At 58.4% G+C, this 15,474-nt stretch carries 13 protein-coding genes; 7 read left to right on the top strand and 6 right to left on the bottom strand.

The genetic code is table 11. From position 1 onward, the window contains the following. Together ACNQP3_RS03505 and ACNQP3_RS03500 are read right to left on the bottom strand one after the other, a co-directional pair. Entirely contained in the window at positions 1-498 is a 498-nt protein-coding gene (locus ACNQP3_RS03505; RefSeq protein WP_012270414.1) for an RNA polymerase sigma factor, read from the bottom strand. A gap of 285 nt (positions 499-783) precedes the next feature. Continuing rightward, complete coding sequence (locus ACNQP3_RS03500) at positions 784-1,713, bottom strand: malate dehydrogenase (protein WP_012270412.1); 930 nt, start codon at positions 1,711-1,713, stop codon at positions 784-786. A 334-nt stretch (positions 1,714-2,047) separates the two neighbouring features. Here ACNQP3_RS03500 and ACNQP3_RS03495 point away from each other — a divergent pair, with 334 nt between their 5' ends. The 4 genes from ACNQP3_RS03495 to ACNQP3_RS03480 all read left to right on the top strand — a co-directional run bounded on the left by ACNQP3_RS03495 (position 2,048) and on the right by ACNQP3_RS03480 (position 7,607). Next, on the top strand, positions 2,048-3,433 hold the full coding sequence (locus ACNQP3_RS03495) for a GntP family permease (protein ID WP_060494421.1): 1,386 nt from the start codon (positions 2,048-2,050) through the stop codon (positions 3,431-3,433). A gap of 141 nt (positions 3,434-3,574) precedes the next feature. After that, positions 3,575-4,081 (top strand): sigma-70 family RNA polymerase sigma factor, encoded by a 507-nt coding sequence (locus ACNQP3_RS03490; protein ID WP_012270410.1) that lies wholly within the window; start codon positions 3,575-3,577, stop codon positions 4,079-4,081. Continuing rightward, the gene (locus tag ACNQP3_RS03485) at positions 4,078-5,034 is read left to right on the top strand and encodes a FecR domain-containing protein (RefSeq protein WP_264316806.1); all 957 of its coding nucleotides are present in this window, start codon (positions 4,078-4,080) and stop codon (positions 5,032-5,034) included. Before ACNQP3_RS03490 ends, ACNQP3_RS03485 begins: the two co-directional genes overlap by 4 nt. A 128-nt stretch (positions 5,035-5,162) precedes the next feature. After that, entirely contained in the window at positions 5,163-7,607 is a 2,445-nt protein-coding gene (locus ACNQP3_RS03480) for a TonB-dependent siderophore receptor (protein ID WP_264316805.1), read from the top strand. A gap of 210 nt (positions 7,608-7,817) precedes the next feature. On the opposite strand, the gene ACNQP3_RS03475 is transcribed toward ACNQP3_RS03480, so the two are convergent. The 4 genes from ACNQP3_RS03475 to ACNQP3_RS03460 form a co-directional block, all read right to left on the bottom strand. Continuing rightward, positions 7,818-10,223, bottom strand: coding sequence for a TonB-dependent siderophore receptor (locus tag ACNQP3_RS03475; RefSeq protein WP_264316804.1), 2,406 nt, complete (start codon positions 10,221-10,223; stop codon positions 7,818-7,820). Between the two features lie 82 nt (positions 10,224-10,305). After that, entirely contained in the window at positions 10,306-11,304 is a 999-nt protein-coding gene (locus ACNQP3_RS03470) for a FecR domain-containing protein (RefSeq protein WP_069943220.1), read from the bottom strand. Further along, entirely contained in the window at positions 11,301-11,807 is a 507-nt protein-coding gene (locus ACNQP3_RS03465) for a sigma-70 family RNA polymerase sigma factor (RefSeq protein WP_264316803.1), read from the bottom strand. The genes ACNQP3_RS03470 and ACNQP3_RS03465 overlap by 4 nt, the downstream gene beginning before the upstream one ends. Positions 11,808-12,001: 194 nt before the next feature. Further along, entirely contained in the window at positions 12,002-12,241 is a 240-nt protein-coding gene (locus ACNQP3_RS03460; RefSeq protein WP_264316802.1) for a hypothetical protein, read from the bottom strand. A gap of 791 nt (positions 12,242-13,032) precedes the next feature. Here ACNQP3_RS03460 and ACNQP3_RS03455 point away from each other — a divergent pair. The 3 genes from ACNQP3_RS03455 (at position 13,033) to ACNQP3_RS03445 (ending at position 14,798) form a co-directional block, all read left to right on the top strand. Continuing rightward, on the top strand, positions 13,033-13,587 hold the full coding sequence (locus tag ACNQP3_RS03455; protein ID WP_264316801.1) for an SLATT domain-containing protein: 555 nt from the start codon (positions 13,033-13,035) through the stop codon (positions 13,585-13,587). A gap of 167 nt (positions 13,588-13,754) precedes the next feature. Beyond that, a complete protein-coding gene (locus ACNQP3_RS03450) occupies positions 13,755-14,498 on the top strand; it encodes a hypothetical protein (protein WP_264316800.1) in 744 nt (247 codons plus the stop codon). A gap of 153 nt (positions 14,499-14,651) precedes the next feature. Next, positions 14,652-14,798 (top strand): hypothetical protein, encoded by a 147-nt coding sequence (locus ACNQP3_RS03445; protein ID WP_264316799.1) that lies wholly within the window; start codon positions 14,652-14,654, stop codon positions 14,796-14,798. The last annotated feature ends 676 nt before the right edge of the window (positions 14,799-15,474 follow it).

Raw genomic sequence — 15,474 nt, 5'->3', positions numbered from 1 at the left:
TCAACGTTGCAAACTCTGGCCCAGAAAGTCCAGCGCAATGGCCAACTGCTTCTCCACCGTGCTCACGGAAACGCCCAACTGCTCGGCCACCGCTTTGTGCGCCATACCCTCCAGGCGGCACAGCAGAAAAATCTCCTGGCAACGTGGCGGCAGGCGCTGCAACGCCTCGGCCATCAGCGCCAGCTCGCGCCGGGCGGCGACTTCGGCAAATGGCTCGGGGCTTTCGCCGGTGACTTCGTACAGGTACGCCATACCTTCGTCATGCTGCCCCCGCGTGCCACGGCTGCGGGTGTGGTCGATGACCAGGTTGCGGGCAATGCGAAACAGCAGGCTGCGCAGGTTCAGCACCGGGGCCCGGGGTGGTTGGCGCAGCATGCGCAGGTAGGTTTCCTGCACCAGGTCGGCGGCGGTGTCGGTGTTGCGCAACTGGCGGTACAGGAACGCGCGCAACTCTCCGGCATGGGCCTTGAAAGCCAGTTCCAGCTCTTCGGTCTTCATGCGTGGGGCGACCCGGGCGGGGGAAGAAGGCGCTGACTTTAACGATAAGGGTTTTCATTTACAACGGGCGCCTTGCACGCCGCATCCTGGGCATTGCCGAGCTTGCGCTGCAGCCACTGGCGGATCCAGCCGTGATGGAAACGGTAGAGTGCCGCCAGTTCGAGGCCTGGGGCTGTAGCACTGGGAACGGGCAATTGGAGCGCGGAACGTCGGCGGCGTTGGTCATGGGTGGCGCTTGGTCTAGAAACCGAGCGCCACCTGCGCGGCGCGTGATCTGCCCCTCGCTTACAAAGCCTTCATCTCATCAATATCCCGCGCCACCTGATCCGCAGACTGGTCGAACATCGCCTGCTCCTGCGCATCCAGCGGCAACTCGATCACCCGCGCAAGCCCCTCGTCTGCGAGTACACAGGGCACGCCCATGGCAATATCCTTGCGCCCATATTCACCCTGCAGAATCGCCACAGCCGGCAAAATGCGGTTTCGCCCATTGGCGATGGCATCCACCATCTGTGCAATCGCCACGCCCGGTGCATCGCAGGCGCTGCCCATCTTCTTCAAGCCCAGAATCTCGCCGCCGCCTTTGCGAGTTCGCTCGACAATCTGCTCGATCTGCTCGCTGGAGAGAAAATGCGACAGCGGCACCGAGCCGATCTGGCAGTAGCGCATCAGCGGCACCATGCTGTCGCCATGCCCCCCCAGCACCAGCGCCGTGATGTCCTTGGCAGAAAAGCCGGTTTGCTCGGCGATGAAACACTTCATGCGTGCGGTATCCAGCACGCCCGCCTGCCCAAACACCTTGTCGCGCCCCAGCCCGCTGACGCTCCAGGCGCGATAGGTCAGCACGTCGACCGGGTTGGACACCACCAATACCGTCGCTGCCGGGGCATGGTGTTTGATGTCCGTCATGATGCCATCCAGTATCGGCAGGTTGATGCTCAGCACATCCTGACGTGACTGGCCGGGCTTGCGCGGTACGCCCGCCGTAATCACCACCAGGTCGGAACCGTCCAGCATTTCGGCCTTGGCCCCGCCGTAGACTCGGGTATCCGAGCCAGACTCCACGGCGGCCTGCCACACGTCCAGCGCTTTGCCCTGCGCCAGCTCGCCCTGCACATCCATCAACACCAGCTCACGGCACAACTCATCCCGGGCAATGATCTGCGCCGCGGCCTCGCCGACCAGGCCGGCACCTACGATTGTCAATTTGTTCACCAGACACCTCCCAGCGGCGCGCGCCACCAGGAACACGCCTGCGTATAGAAAGAAGTATTGCCCGCTGGGGCCAAAAGGCCACCCGAAGGCGATACCTGGCCATCAGAGCCAACCCGCATCGGCACGCCCGCCAAGACCCGACTGCCTGCTCTTGACAGTCTCCCGCCGCAACGCGAATACTTTGAGAGGATTCATATAGATGACCAAATAACAAGGTGAATCACCCCATGAATGCTCTGCCCTGCAATGCTTTTTCGCCCGGTGCTGCCCCTGCGTGCACCCGCCTCGGATTCACCCCTTCAGCTAAAGCGCCCGCCCAACCGAGACTGCCTGAATGACCCCCTTGGATATACAGCTGTTACTGACCGCGCTGGTCAGTGTCCTGGTGCTGGTGGCACTCATCGTGTCGCGCCTGAAGATGCACCCGCTGCTGGCCTTGCTGGTGGTGTCCATTGGGGTGGGCTTCGCTACCCGCATGGAGCCAGGCAGCATCGTCTCCCACTTGCTTACCGGCGCCGGAAAAACCCTGGGGGCCGTCGGGGTGGTGATTGCCCTGGGCGCGATGCTCGGCAAAATTCTGGCTGACGCTGGCGTCACCGAGCAGGTCGCTGATGTCATCCTCAAGCGCACCTCGGACCGCATGATTCCGTGGGCCATGATGTTGGTTGCCTTCGTCATTGGCATCCCCATGTTTTTCGAAGTGGGCCTGGTGATCATGCTGCCGCTGATTTTCAGCGTGGCGCGCAAGCTGGAAAGCAAGGCCCGCTTCAAGGGCTCTGCATACGTGTATGTAGGCGTGCCGGTGATTTCGGCGCTGGCTGCCATGCACGGCATGGTACCGCCGCACCCTGGCCCCCTGACCGCCATCGCGGTGCTCAAGACCTCGGTTGGGCCCACCATGCTTTACGGCTTCCTGGCGGCTATCCCGGCAATGATCCTGGGCGGCCCGCTGTATGGCATGTTCATTTCGCCGCGCATGAGCACTCGGCCTGATCAGGCTTTGCTGGACCAGTTCACCCTGGCTGAAAAAGCCGACGATCAACCCCGCCCCGGCGTAGCGATCGGCATGCTGGCCGCGTTGCTGCCGGCGATTCTGATGCTGGTGCATGCCGTCGCCGAGATGCTGCTACCCAAGGGCAACCCGTTGCTGGAGCTGGCCAGTTTCCTCGGCAACCCGCTGATCGCCATGTTGCTGGGCGTGCTGTTCGCCGGCGCCAGCCTGGTACTGGCGCGCGGCGGTGACGCCGAACACCTGCGCGATGCACTGGGCAAAAGCCTCAAGCCTATCGCCTCGATCATCATGATCATCGCCGGCGGCGGGGCTTTTCAGGAGATGCTGACCAGCGCCAAGGTGGGTGATGCCATTGTGCACCTGACTCAGCAATCGGCCTTCCCGCCCTTGATGCTGGGGTGGTTGATCGCGATGTTGCTTTCGGTGTCTACCGGCTCCGCCACGGTAGGTATCGTTGGGGCTGCCGGCTTGCTGGCACCGCTGGCAGGTGCTGACCCCAGCCTCAACCTGCCGTTGCTGGCCTTGTCCATCGGCTGTGGCTCGCTGTTCTTCAACTATGCGAACCATGCAGGGTTCTGGATGGTGAAAGAGTCCTTTGGGATGACCATGGGCGAAGCCACCAAGACCATCTCGGTGGTGCAGTCCATCGTGGCGGTGGTCGGGTTGATTGTGGTGCTGGTCTTGAATGCGGCAATTACTGTGAATTGATCCCGGGGCATTGCTCAAGCTGCACGACCCATCGCCAGAAGGTCGTGCAGCCGATTCCGGCAAAGGCAGTTTCCAAATTTCCTCTTCCCCCCTACAATTGCAACTGATTCTTATCTGCGGCCAATTGACGGGAAGAGGAACGTGCCCACTGATGCCCCGTTGCAACCCCTCGACAGCCTTTATCGCGACCACCACGGCTGGCTGCAAGGTTGGCTACGTCTGCGCCTTGGTGATCGAGAACGGGCTGCGGATATTGCCCAGGACACTTTCCTGCGCCTGCTGGTAACGCGACGCCTGCCAGAGCAGAACGACGGCCGCCGTTTCCTGGCCCAGATCGCCCGCAACCTGGTCATAGACCAATGGCGTCGCCAACGGATCAAGCACGCTTACCTGGAGAGCCTGGCCGCCCTCCCCGAACCAGAAAGCCCGTCGCTGGAAACCCGCGCCATCGTGATCGAAACCCTGATGCAGATCGACGCCATGCTCGACAGCATGCCGGCGAAGGTGCGCGAGGCGTTCCTGCTGTCGCAGTTTGAAGGGCTGACCTATAGCCAAATCGCCGAACGCCTCGAAGTCAGTGTCAGCTCGGTACAAAAGTACATGCTGCGCGCCATCACCGCCTGCTATCAGGTGCTGTACGCCGAATGAAAACTTCCAACGAAACGCCCATCGCCGCAACCATCGTCGAACAGGCCAGCCATTGGTTAATGCTGCAATGGAGCGGCGAGCTGGACAAAGCACAACAGCGTCGCTTTGCTGAGTGGCGAAATGCGGACCCGGAACATGCCCGTGCGTGGCAGCGCCTGGAGCACCTGCAACATACCCTGAGCGGTGTGTCAGCGGATACCGCGCTGGCCGTGCTACGGGAGCAGCCTGACGCGCGCCGTCGACAGACGCTAAAACTGCTCAGCGCCCTGCTTTTGGCTGGCGGCAGCGGTTACATCGTCCAATCGCAATTGCCTTGGCGCGAGGCCATGGCAGATCTGCGCAGCGGCACGGGTGAGCGCCTGCAGCGCACGTTGGCCGATGGCAGCCGGCTTGGCTTGAACAGCGGTAGCGCGGTTGATATCCAGTTCAGCGCAAGCGAGCGCCGCATTCGCCTGCTCGCTGGGGAGTTGCTGCTCGACAGCGGCCATGACCCCGCGCAACGCCCACTGATCGTGGACACCATAGCCGGGGATGTCCTGGCACTCGGCACGCGCTTTTCCGTGTACCAACATGACGATAAATGCCAGGTCGACCTGTTTGAGGGCGAACTGGAACTGCGCCCGCGTCAGGCTCGCGCCATACGCCTGCAAGCCGGACAAGGTTGCTGGTTTTCCACCACCCAGATCGGTGACATCGCACCCGCGAATCTCAACGCCATCGCCTGGCACGAAGGTCGGCTGATCGCCGAGCGCATGCCCCTCGGGCAGTTCACCGCAGAACTGTCTCGCCATCGGGCCGGTGTGCTGCGCTGCGACCCTGCCGTCGCCGCCCTGCCGCTAACAGGCGTTTTTCCGCTGGCAGACACCGATCGCGTACTTACAGCGCTAGAGCAATCCCTACCGGTAAAAGTACACCGCCTGACACGTTTTTGGACCACCATCAGTCCCGCATGACCAGCGTTACCCAAGTGCTGCAACGGCAATGAATGAAAAAAACGCTGCTGCCCGTTGTCGGTTTTGCCGACTCGTCCGGGATACCTCTTGAATTTAACCAAGAAGCATTCTCAAGAGGAACAGTCAGAATGCCGTATCTGCCCACAACACCCCGTTCTCGATTGAGCCTTGCGGTTCGTCACACCCTGTTTGCCGGCTTGCTTTGCAGCAGCCCCCTTCTAGTGGCGCTGCCCGCAACATCGGCTGGCGCCAGCGAGCAATCACGCAGTTACGCCATCCCCGCCGGCGGCCTGGATCAGGCGTTGAACCGCTTCGCGAGCGAGGCCGGCATCCTGCTTTCTGCCGACGCCCAGCTGACCGCCGGCAAGCGCAGCGCTGGGCTCAATGGCAGCTATGACATTGACGAGGGCCTGGCCCAGCTGCTGGCGGGTACTGGCCTTCGGGCACTCAATAGCGGTGGCAACTATACGGTGGAGGTCGTTGCCGACAGTGGTGGCGCCCTGGAGTTGAGTGCAACCAACATCATCAGCAACCAGCTGGGCACCGTCACCGAAGGCACGGGGTCCTACACGCCCGGCACCATCGCCACGGCCACCCGCCTGGTGCTGAAACCCAGGGAAACCCCGCAGTCGATCAGCGTGGTCACTCGTCAGCACATGGATGACTTTGCCCTCAACACTGTCGACGCAGTCATGCGCCACACCCCAGGTATTACCGTGTCGGCTTACGACACTGATCGCACCAACTACTATTCGCGCGGTTTCTCGATCAACAACTTCCAGTACGACGGCATCCCCTCCGCCGTGCGCAACGTCGCCTACTCGGCAGGCAACACCCTGAGCGACATGGCGATCTACGACCGTATCGAAGTGCTCAAGGGCGCATCCGGCCTACTCAGCGGCGCAGGCTCGCTGGGCGGCACCATCAACCTGGTACGCAAAAAGCCCACCGCCGACTTCCAGGGCCACGCCACCCTGGGTGCAGGCTCGTGGGACAACTACCGCAGCGAACTGGATGTCAGCGGCCCGCTGACCGAAACCGGCAACGTTCGCGGCCGGGCCGTGGCCGCCTATCAGGACAAGCATTCGTTCATCGACCGCTACTCGAGCCAGAACTCGGTGTTCTACGGCATCCTCGAGTTCGACCTGTCACCTGACACGCTGCTGACGGTAGGCGCCGACTACCAGGACAACGACCCCAAGGGTTCCACCTGGTCTGGCAGCTTCCCGCTGCTCAATTCCAAGGGCGAGCGCAACGACGCCAAGCGCTCGTTCAGCAACTCGACCGACTGGAGCAGCTGGCAGCAATACACCCGCACGGTGTTCGCCACCCTGGAACACGACCTGGGTGACGGCTGGGTGACCAAGCTGCAACTGGACCACAAGTACAACGGCTACGATGCGCAAATGGGCGCCATCCAATTCGACCAGCCGCAGCCCGACGGCAGCGCTGAAATCAACGCACAACGCTACAAGGGCGACACCACAAGCGACTCGGCTGACCTTTACGTGAGCGGCCCGTTCAGCATGCTCGGCCGCGAGCATGACCTGGTACTGGGCGGCTCGATCAGCAAGGCCCACTGGAGCGGCAAGGGTTACTGGGACGAAACCTTCTCGGTGCCGAACCGGGTGGACTACAACAACTGGCACGGCAACCTGCCCAAGCCCGACTGGGGTCCGGTGTCGCAGCGCACCGACGATGTCATCCGCCAGACCGGCGTGTACCTCACCACCCGCCTGAACGTGACCGACGACCTGAAAGTGCTGCTGGGTGGCCGCGTGGTCAACTACAGCCTGACCGGCCTGACCCCGACCTACACCGAGTCCGGGCGCTTCATTCCCTATGCCGGCGCCATCTACGACCTGAACGAAAATTTCTCGGTCTACGCCAGCTACACCGACGTGTTCATGCCCCAGGAAAACTACAACCGCGACCGCGACAACAAACTGATCGAGCCGGATGAAGGCGAAAACTACGAAATCGGCATCAAGAGCGAGTTTTTCGACGGCCGCCTGAACGCCAGCCTGGCCTACTTCGAGGTCAAGGAAAGCAACCGCTCGGTGCCGGATGACGCCTACAACAACCAGACCCCTACCCCGCCCAACTACGCGTTCAAGGGCAGCAAGGCGACCACCAAAGGCTACGAGCTGGAAGTGTCCGGCGAGCTGGCCCCGGGCTGGCAGGTGCAGGGCGGCTACACCCACAAGGTGGTGCGCGACAGCAACGACGTGAAGCTCTCCACCTTCGAGCCCGAAGACCAGCTAAGCCTCTACACCACCTACAAACTCACCGGTGACCTGGACAAGATCACCCTTGGCGGTGGTGCGCGTTGGCAGAACAAGGCCTGGCAGCAGATCTGGAACAGCCCCAAGGGCATGAACGAGGACGTTACGCAAGAATCCTACTGGGTGGTGGACCTGATGACCCGCTACCAGATCACCCCGAACCTGTCGGCGACCGTCAACCTCAACAACATCTTCGACAAGTATTACTACACCAACGTCGGCTTCTATAACTCGGCCATTTACGGCGAACCGCGCAACGTCATGGTCACTACTCGCTGGGACTTCTGAGGCCAGCGCGGGCCAGGGGCCTGGCCATCACCCAGGCTATCGCGTCACCCGGTAAGAGCAGCCTTGTGCTGCTCCTACAGGTTCCGTGCTTACCGTGGCATCGCCCAGCAGCGGCCTTGCGCAGAACTCAAACACCCACACAATCGCTGTAGGCGCTGGGTTGCCTGCGATGGGCTGCGCAGCAGCCCCAGCCTCCCTCAAGGGCACAAGTCAGAAGTTGTACTTGATACCCGTCATGATGTTTCTTGGCGCACCGTACATACCGTGGTCGCCGGCATAGCTGAGGTACTCGCGGTCGAACACGTTGTTCAGGTTCACAGACGCACTCAGGTGTTGGTTGAAGTCGTAGCGCGCCAAGAGGTTGGTGACGGCATAGCTGCCCTGAGTGAAGGTGTGCAGGTCGGCACCGGTTTTACTCTGCCAGTTCACACCGCCGCCAAGGGTGACCTTGTTCAAGATGCCCGGCAGGCGATAGCTGGTGAAGGTCTTCAGACTGTGGCGAGGCAGGGTAGTAACGATACGTTGGTCGTCAGCGTCGGTGCTGACTGCATAGGCATAACCGGCAGATGCCTGCCAGCCTTCAGCCAGTTCTCCATCCAGGGTAAATTCAGCGCCCTTGGTAGTGGTGCCCTGTTCTGACTTGTACGTGTTGCCGCCTGGGGTATCGATCCAGATCGCCAGGTTGTCCTGCTCGATCTTGAACAGCGCGACGCTGGAGTTCAGCTTGCCATCGAAGTGGCTGCCCTTGATACCAACTTCATAACCGGTGCCTTCCATCGGGTCCAGTGGTTTGTTGTTGATGTCGCGAACCCAGGACGACTGAGGGTTGAAGATTTTCGTATAGCTGGCATACAGCGACCACGTATCGTTGACGTCATACACTACGCCGGCATACGGAATGTAGACGCCGGTCTCCGACTCTTTGGTCTTGGTTTTTTCTGCGTTGTAGGGTTTGTCCTCGATCTCACGATGCCAGTCGATCACGCGGCTACCCAGCAAGATACTGAGAGCGTCGGTGGCATGCAGGCGCGTGGCGAGATAAGCGGCGTATTGGGTTTCGTCGTTAGTGGATTTGCCAGTGACGTTGAATTCCGGTTTTACCGAGTTGCCGTTCCAGTTCAGCAGGTTGTCGATCGCCCCGGCCGGAGAGCCGGAATAGTCGTACTTCCAGCCGCCATAGCTTGGCACGTTCTCGTAGTAGTTGGACAAGGTCACACCGGCGATCAACTCGTGCTCGCGGCCCAACAGGCCGAACGGGCCGGTCAGGTAGGCATCGATGTTGTTCTGGCGCGGGATACCAGAGAAACGCACGGGCAACTGAGTGGTGCCGCTTCCGTCCGGGTTGAGGCCACCGTTTACGTAGTTGAAGACTTCATCGAACTTGTTTTCGGAGTGGGTCAGCTCGATCTTCCCGCTCCAACCATTGGCGAACTGCTGTTCGATCGACGTGAAAAAGCTGGTTTGTTCATGGTCGTTGTACGACCAGGTTTGAGCTGAATTGAGCGAGCGTTTGAGGTTGGTGCGAGAGCCGTCGGTGAAACGGGTCGGCAGGCCAGAGCGCATTGGGGAGTCAACGTCTGTGCGTTGGTAACTGAAGCCCATGGTCAGTAGGGTGTCTTCAGTCAGGTCAAACTCGGTAATGCCGTAGATCAGTTGCGAGTCCTGCTTGTAGCGGTCGACCCAGGACCGCTCGGTCTTGAAGTCGGCGACCACACGACCGCGTACGTTACCGGTTTCGGTCAGCGGGCCAGACACATCAAAGCCGGTACCGTAGCGGTCCCAATTACCGGCTTCGGCCCAGACGCTGGCCTGTGCCTCAGCGGTCGGACGCTTGCGGATCAGGTTGATCGTCGCTGAAGGGCTGCCCAGGCCGCTGATCAAGCCGGTAGCACCGCGCACCACCTCCACACGGTCATACATGGCCATGCTCTGGGTGTAGTTGTCCATGCGCTTGACGGTGGGCACGCCGTCGATTTCAAAGTTCTGAATCTCGAAGCCCCGAGAGAAGTAACCGTCAGACTCGGCACCCAGTCCGTCGCGCAACACGATGACGCCCGGGGTGGCATCGAGGGTGTCACTGAGATTGGTCAGGCGCTGATCATCCAGGCGCTGGCGGGTCATGACGGTCAGCGACTGCGGGGTTTCTTTGGGGGTCAGGTTCAGGCGGGTCGAACTGCTGGAGGAATAGGTGGTGTACAGCCCGGTACCTTCTGTCGTCGACCCGGGCGCTTTGCCCGAAATTGAAATGCTTTGAAGCTCCAGGGCGCTAGAAGCTGGCGCTCGTTGCAGGGTGTATCGCCCATCCGGCTGGCGAACCGCAATGAGTTGGCTGCCTGCGAGTAGCACCTGTAAAGCACCGTCGACCGTGTAATCACCACTCAAACCTGGGCTGTTTTGCCCGGCAATCAAATCATTGGAAAACGACAGCAGCAAATGGGCTTGCTGGCCCAGTTGGTTGAGCGCAGTACCGAGTGACGCCGGGGGAATTTCGTAGTGTTGCACGCTGTTATCGGCGGCTGCCCACACGGGCGATGAAGTAGCGATCAGAACCGCCGCGGCGCAACCCAATGTGTTGGCGAGCGACCTGTAGTGCGACGAAATACTGCGGTGAGGCATGTGAAGTTCCCCCGATGATTTTTGATGTATGGCCTATGAGTCTCGCCAGAAATCAAAACGGCTCATCGAGGACGAAAAAACTTCAGACGTTCGCTGGCGAGGGACGCAAGTTGATCCACAGGCGAGTGAAACGCTGTACCTCCAATTGCAGCGTCTGGGCGACGGCATCGATGACTCGATCGCTGTCAGCCAGCGGGTAGGTGCCCCACACGCGCAGATTGGCCAAGGCGGCGTCGCACCCAAGATACCCATGACGATAGCGGCCAAGTTCGTCGAGGAAAGCCTGAAGCGGTTGGCCGTTGGCGACGATCATTCCTTCGGCCCAGGCGGGGCTGGATGCTTGCATTACACCCTGATCGAGCACCCCAAGCGGCCCGAAACGCGCCAGCTGCCCGGCTTGCAGGGCAGTCCAGGTGCCGGCCTGAGTCGGGGTCACTTGAAGCGAGCCACGATAGACCGCCAACTGGGTAGAGCCATTGTCGAGCTGCCGTATCGTGAAACGTGCCGAGGACGCTTGCGTGCGAACCTGAGCGGTATCGATGAATAGCGCCGGGTTCAAGGCAGCATCAATCAAGACCTCGCCGCTGAGCAATCGAAGGTGCCAACGATGGCCCGTCGCACGAGCGTTTATCGCGCTATGGGTATTGAGTTCTAGCGACAGATCCGAGGCCAGCGCAACACGTCGCTGCTCGCCCACACCCGTGGTGTAATCGGCACTGAGGCGCGACACCATTTCGCTGTCTCGACTCATCCATGCACCGGCGCTTGCAGCCAGCAACAATGCCAACCCTTTTATCGCCCGACGCCTGCTCAGCTTTTCCTGGGAGGGAAGCAACAGCGCCCGCCGGGCAAGGTCTGGATCGCCTCGGGTGCGCAAAGAGTCGAGCTGCTCCCCCAGCGCCAAGGCTTTTTCCCAGGCCAGTTCATGCAAAGGGTGTTCACTGCGCCATGCCACAAAAGCGGCCTGTGCGGATGAATCGAAATTGGCCTCCTGCATATCGAGCCACCACTCCATCGCCTCCTCACACATTTTTGGCGATAGCGATGGTTCTCGGCTAACGGCGTTACCGGAAATCGTCATTGCAGCGATTCCGTCACCAGCATGCATCGCGCACCCGCTTTGATGATATGGCGTTTGACGGTAGCGATCGAAATACCCAGCCGTTCGGCAATTTCTCCGTGGCTGAGCCCGTCCAGTTGCGACCAGAGAAAAGCCTTTTTGACGGCGACATCCAGTTCGCAGAGCGCTTCGTCGAGCCGAACCAGCGTCTCGAAAACAATCAGTTGGGTCGCCAGATCCGGCAGCACGCTTTCGTCTTCCGTCTGGAGCGCATCCAGGTAGGCTTTTTCCAAGCGTGCGCGGCGATAGTGGTTGGACAGGACACTGCGTGCCACCTTGGCCAAGAAAGGCCGAGGCTGGCGGACTTCAAATGCCTGGTCACTGACCAACAGACGCATGAAGGTGTCCTGCATCAAATCAGCAGCGCGGTGTGAGCAGCTCAATTGCCGATACAGCCAGCTACGCAACCAGCGGTGTTGCTGTTCGTACAGAGCAGTGAACTGAGCGGTATCGACGGATGCCATTGGCGGTCACAGAATTGATGCAAATGAGAAGCGGTATCATATTTGACTAATAGGGTGCCGACAAGGATGCAAAAGGGCGCAGTGTGTGAAGGGCTGCGTAGCAGCCCCAATACCCCTATCCAACGGGAATGGACCACCAGGCAGCCGTTATTAGCTAGAGACCAGCGCACCGGTGATAGTTGGCTCCGCCTTACTCAATGATCTGGCCTACCCGCCTGATTCTGCTCACTTCGCGCCATCACCTTCCCACACTGCTCACTGGCCAATCGGCTGATGATCCGAATCGCCTGGTGGATACCGGCTGTGTTACGAAAGCTCAGTCGCGGGTTGTGTTCGCATTCCAGCATTTCATCGTGCTGGACCAAGGCCTCGCCTAGCAGTTCGAGCGTCCAGGCGTAGCTTTGGAGGGTGGATAGGCGCTCGTATTCAGTCATGGCGTGCCTCCGATTGCGCAGAGACAATGCGGGAATGGCTGAAGATGAAGTAGCTGCGGACCGTCGGGGAACGACGGTGGAGAACGGATGTGAGGATCTGTAACGGATCTACGGTGGTCATGCATGAGTTCCTTTCGTGATGGAACTGCCACCGCTCGCGGCCAAGCAAGTTAAGGTGGCAGCAGTACGCGGGTTGGCCGACCGGGACGAAAGGAGCCCGGCACACCCGAAGGTGTCCCGCGCACCACCGCCATAACACGACATCGCGGGCACAGAAAAGCGCCTGCGATGAAGACTGGGCGCTGATGCGCCTTTCGATTCCGACCGGCCAAGGTCGCGTCGCCGATGCTTCGGCGACGTGGGGACTTTATTCCCGAGTGGCTGATTTCGCAAGTTTCTGAGAGTACGAAAAGGCTGCGTGTTTCGTGGGAAGATGGCTGCCACAGCCTGGCAGTCACACCAAATCAAATGCTCGCAAAACTAACAGGTGCAAAGCCCCTGCCGGTTGCCCGGTGCCTGCTCCTCGCAAAAAAACCAGGATCTGCACGCTCGCTGTAGGAGCTGGCTTGCCTACGATGGGCTGCGCAGCAGCCCCTGCAATCCTTCCCCAAATGACTAAATCACAGGCAGGCCCCAAGCTAAGGGCCCCATCCAATGTGAACGGCTTTAGCGCTAAACGTCGGTTGTTGTTATGTAGATTAGAACTAGAATCTACGCAGGCGAGGATGTATTACGCATGTAAAAACAGCACATTGAAAAATGCCAACCACCTTCCCTACAGAGCTACATCCATGGCTACGTATTCGCGAGATCCAGCTGTTTTAGACAGAGTCGAGGAGCTGTGCCGCAACTGTAATTTAGGGAAATACCGACACTTCAATGCATCTTCCAGAGCCAAGCGCCTTAACGACTATCTAGGCTTACCTGTAGTGGCTATCAACATAATACTTGGCTCTGTATTTTTCATAGCACTGAGCCAAGATCTGCCCTCGATAACCAAGTGGGCCGGAGGCTTCCTAGGCCTGGCCGCAGCGCTTATCGGCGGCATTTCCACGTTCTTCAATTTCGGGAAACTTTTCGAAGGGCATCGCAGCATTGCTAACAAGTACATCAATCTCGCTGCAAAATGCGAAATATCAATCGCCCGCTACCGAGACAATTTAATTGACCTGGAAGGATTAGACAAGCTACTGCAAGATCTCCAGGAATCTTACTCAGAGATAAGTGAGGAGTCTAAAGCGTTCCCCACCAGCGAGCGTGACTTTAAAGTCGCGCTTGACAGTGAAACCATTCGCGTAAAAACAATGAGAGATCGACAAAAAGGTGAGTCACGGCCCCCACTTTAGTAATCGTCAGACCCAGAGCATTCGAAAATTCCAAAGCAGCTTGCCAGCATCAGGGGCTCCCGGTAAATGGCGTGCTACACAAGCGGCTCAAGAAATTTCTCCGCAGGCCGATCCAATCAGTTGTAAACCTCACAGCCCAGGAGAAAAACTTGCAACCAAGAAAAGCCATGACTTCAACGATCAATTTCCTAAAGCAACCAATAAACATAGTTCTCTTGCTTGCTGCTGCGTTTCCCTTGAGCGTAGTGCTTTGCGGTCTGACTTCACTTTCAAAGCCCAAGACAGAGGCCATGACAGTGGAAGTTTTAACAGCTTGTTCTGACAGCAATACTTGCTCAAAAAAAATAATACTACTAAGTGGAAGAATATTCAGCAACGAAGCACAATCAACCATTCAATCACTTGAAATAACCTTAACAGAAAATCCTGACATTAGAGATATTTGCTTAAATAGCATTGGAGGGGACAATGACGCCGCTGTAGCAATTTCCCTATTTATTGCCCAAAAAAAACTGAACACCTGCCTTGCTAATCGATATCAAAATATCGATGGAACCACTCATCCGCTTTCATTTGTGAGCTGTCAGTCATCCTGTACCTGGGTGATGCTTGCAGGTAAAGAGCGGACGATCTTCAGCTCAGATGTTTTTATTGGCTTCCATGGCAGTAAAAGCTGGGTAGGCATCGGCAAGTGCCATTGCACCTTCAATGATGAGAGTGCTAAAACTGGATGGCAGAAACTTATTGTGAATCTTTCCAATGCCAACGAAATATCACCCGAAGCTCTGGACGCTCAACTGAAGCTGTTAGATTGGTCGTTTGACCAGGGATACGGCCGAACTGTACCCAGAAAACTAGACTTGTTACTTACCAAGGATTACTACTTTACGCAGGACTCTCGCGCCATTTAAAACGCACTATTCAGAAAACTTATCACACCCAAGCAAGAGTTCTTCACGTTCATGCTTTTTAAGCATCTGCATATCTGGCACGGCAAGATAGGATTTTAGCGCAACAGATATATCAACAGCCCGGCTCACCTGGCCGTGTTCATCGCCTCGCTCATGGCACTGGGAACCGAGAACTATCACGACGCCAGTCATCCTGCCGCGCCCAAGAAACGCATCACATTGCTGCGAACGGTAGACGGTACGCTGACGCTGGAACCCCGCGAGGGCGATCGGGTGCTCGGCTTCCACTACTCGGTATGACCTGAACACCCTAGCCCACGCAACGAAGCACCAAAGTCGGTGAAATTCCGATCGACTAGGCAAAAGAAAAGGCGACCCTTTTGGGGCGCCTTCGGATGTTAATGAGTTTGTACTCGCAGCAATTCTTTAGTTTCGGGATCTACGATCCATTAGATCAGAACCCAGTCGAATCATCGGCCGTATGGTGGGGCCTATCGACTGCCCTTGCGTCAGTGTGTGCCATTTTCAACGCTGTCAGAACGGGAGGCCGATGACTGGCAAGCCATTCCCGAAAAATGCGCGTATGCAGTCCTCGAGATAGATTTTCGAAGATTTGCCCTGAAAGGTCAAACCACCTGTTTTCGCAAAGTCGTTTCAGTAGGCGGCCAAGACCATCAATGTTTTCCAGGCACAAAAAAGGCCTGCATCGCTGCAAGCCTTGATGTGTGGTGCAAGGACAGAGATTTTGGTAGCCGTCACTGGAACCTGAACTGGTGCGGAGACAGGAGTCGAATAAGGCACACATAGACCCCGTATTTATTGACCTCTAGCCTCTATATTTCCAAACCGTATACCTAACCATATACCTAAAACCCAAATCACCCTCCCCCACCTCGGCGGCATCGCAAGGCACAACCCGCCGAGCAGCAACTCTGCCTGCCTTCTGACCGTTTAGCTGGCCGGCCGGCTAACGGCT

This window comes from Pseudomonas sp. LFS074 (assembly GCF_047978165.1).
Lineage (GTDB): Bacteria > Pseudomonadota > Gammaproteobacteria > Pseudomonadales > Pseudomonadaceae > Aquipseudomonas > Aquipseudomonas putida_P.
Note: the sequence above shows the minus strand (reverse complement) of the source record. Positions and strands in the feature narration are given on the sequence as shown.

Bases quoted from the DNA above. Each gene is read 5' to 3' on its own strand.
- ACNQP3_RS03470 (WP_069943220.1), bottom strand. From the start codon at position 11,304: ATGACGATTTCCGGTAACGCCGTTAGCCGAGAACCATCGCTATCGCCA.
- ACNQP3_RS03495 (WP_060494421.1), top strand. From the start codon at position 2,048: ATGACCCCCTTGGATATACAGCTGTTACTGACCGCGCTGGTCAGTGTC.
- ACNQP3_RS03475 (WP_264316804.1), bottom strand. From the start codon at position 10,223: ATGCCTCACCGCAGTATTTCGTCGCACTACAGGTCGCTCGCCAACACA.
- ACNQP3_RS03505 (WP_012270414.1), bottom strand. From the start codon at position 498: ATGAAGACCGAAGAGCTGGAACTGGCTTTCAAGGCCCATGCCGGAGAG.
- ACNQP3_RS03480 (WP_264316805.1), top strand. From the start codon at position 5,163: ATGCCGTATCTGCCCACAACACCCCGTTCTCGATTGAGCCTTGCGGTT.
- ACNQP3_RS03465 (WP_264316803.1), bottom strand. From the start codon at position 11,807: ATGGCATCCGTCGATACCGCTCAGTTCACTGCTCTGTACGAACAGCAA.
- ACNQP3_RS03460 (WP_264316802.1), bottom strand. From the start codon at position 12,241: ATGACTGAATACGAGCGCCTATCCACCCTCCAAAGCTACGCCTGGACG.
- ACNQP3_RS03445 (WP_264316799.1), top strand. From the start codon at position 14,652: ATGGCACTGGGAACCGAGAACTATCACGACGCCAGTCATCCTGCCGCG.
- ACNQP3_RS03455 (WP_264316801.1), top strand. From the start codon at position 13,033: ATGGCTACGTATTCGCGAGATCCAGCTGTTTTAGACAGAGTCGAGGAG.
- ACNQP3_RS03450 (WP_264316800.1), top strand. From the start codon at position 13,755: ATGACTTCAACGATCAATTTCCTAAAGCAACCAATAAACATAGTTCTC.
- ACNQP3_RS03485 (WP_264316806.1), top strand. From the start codon at position 4,078: ATGAAAACTTCCAACGAAACGCCCATCGCCGCAACCATCGTCGAACAG.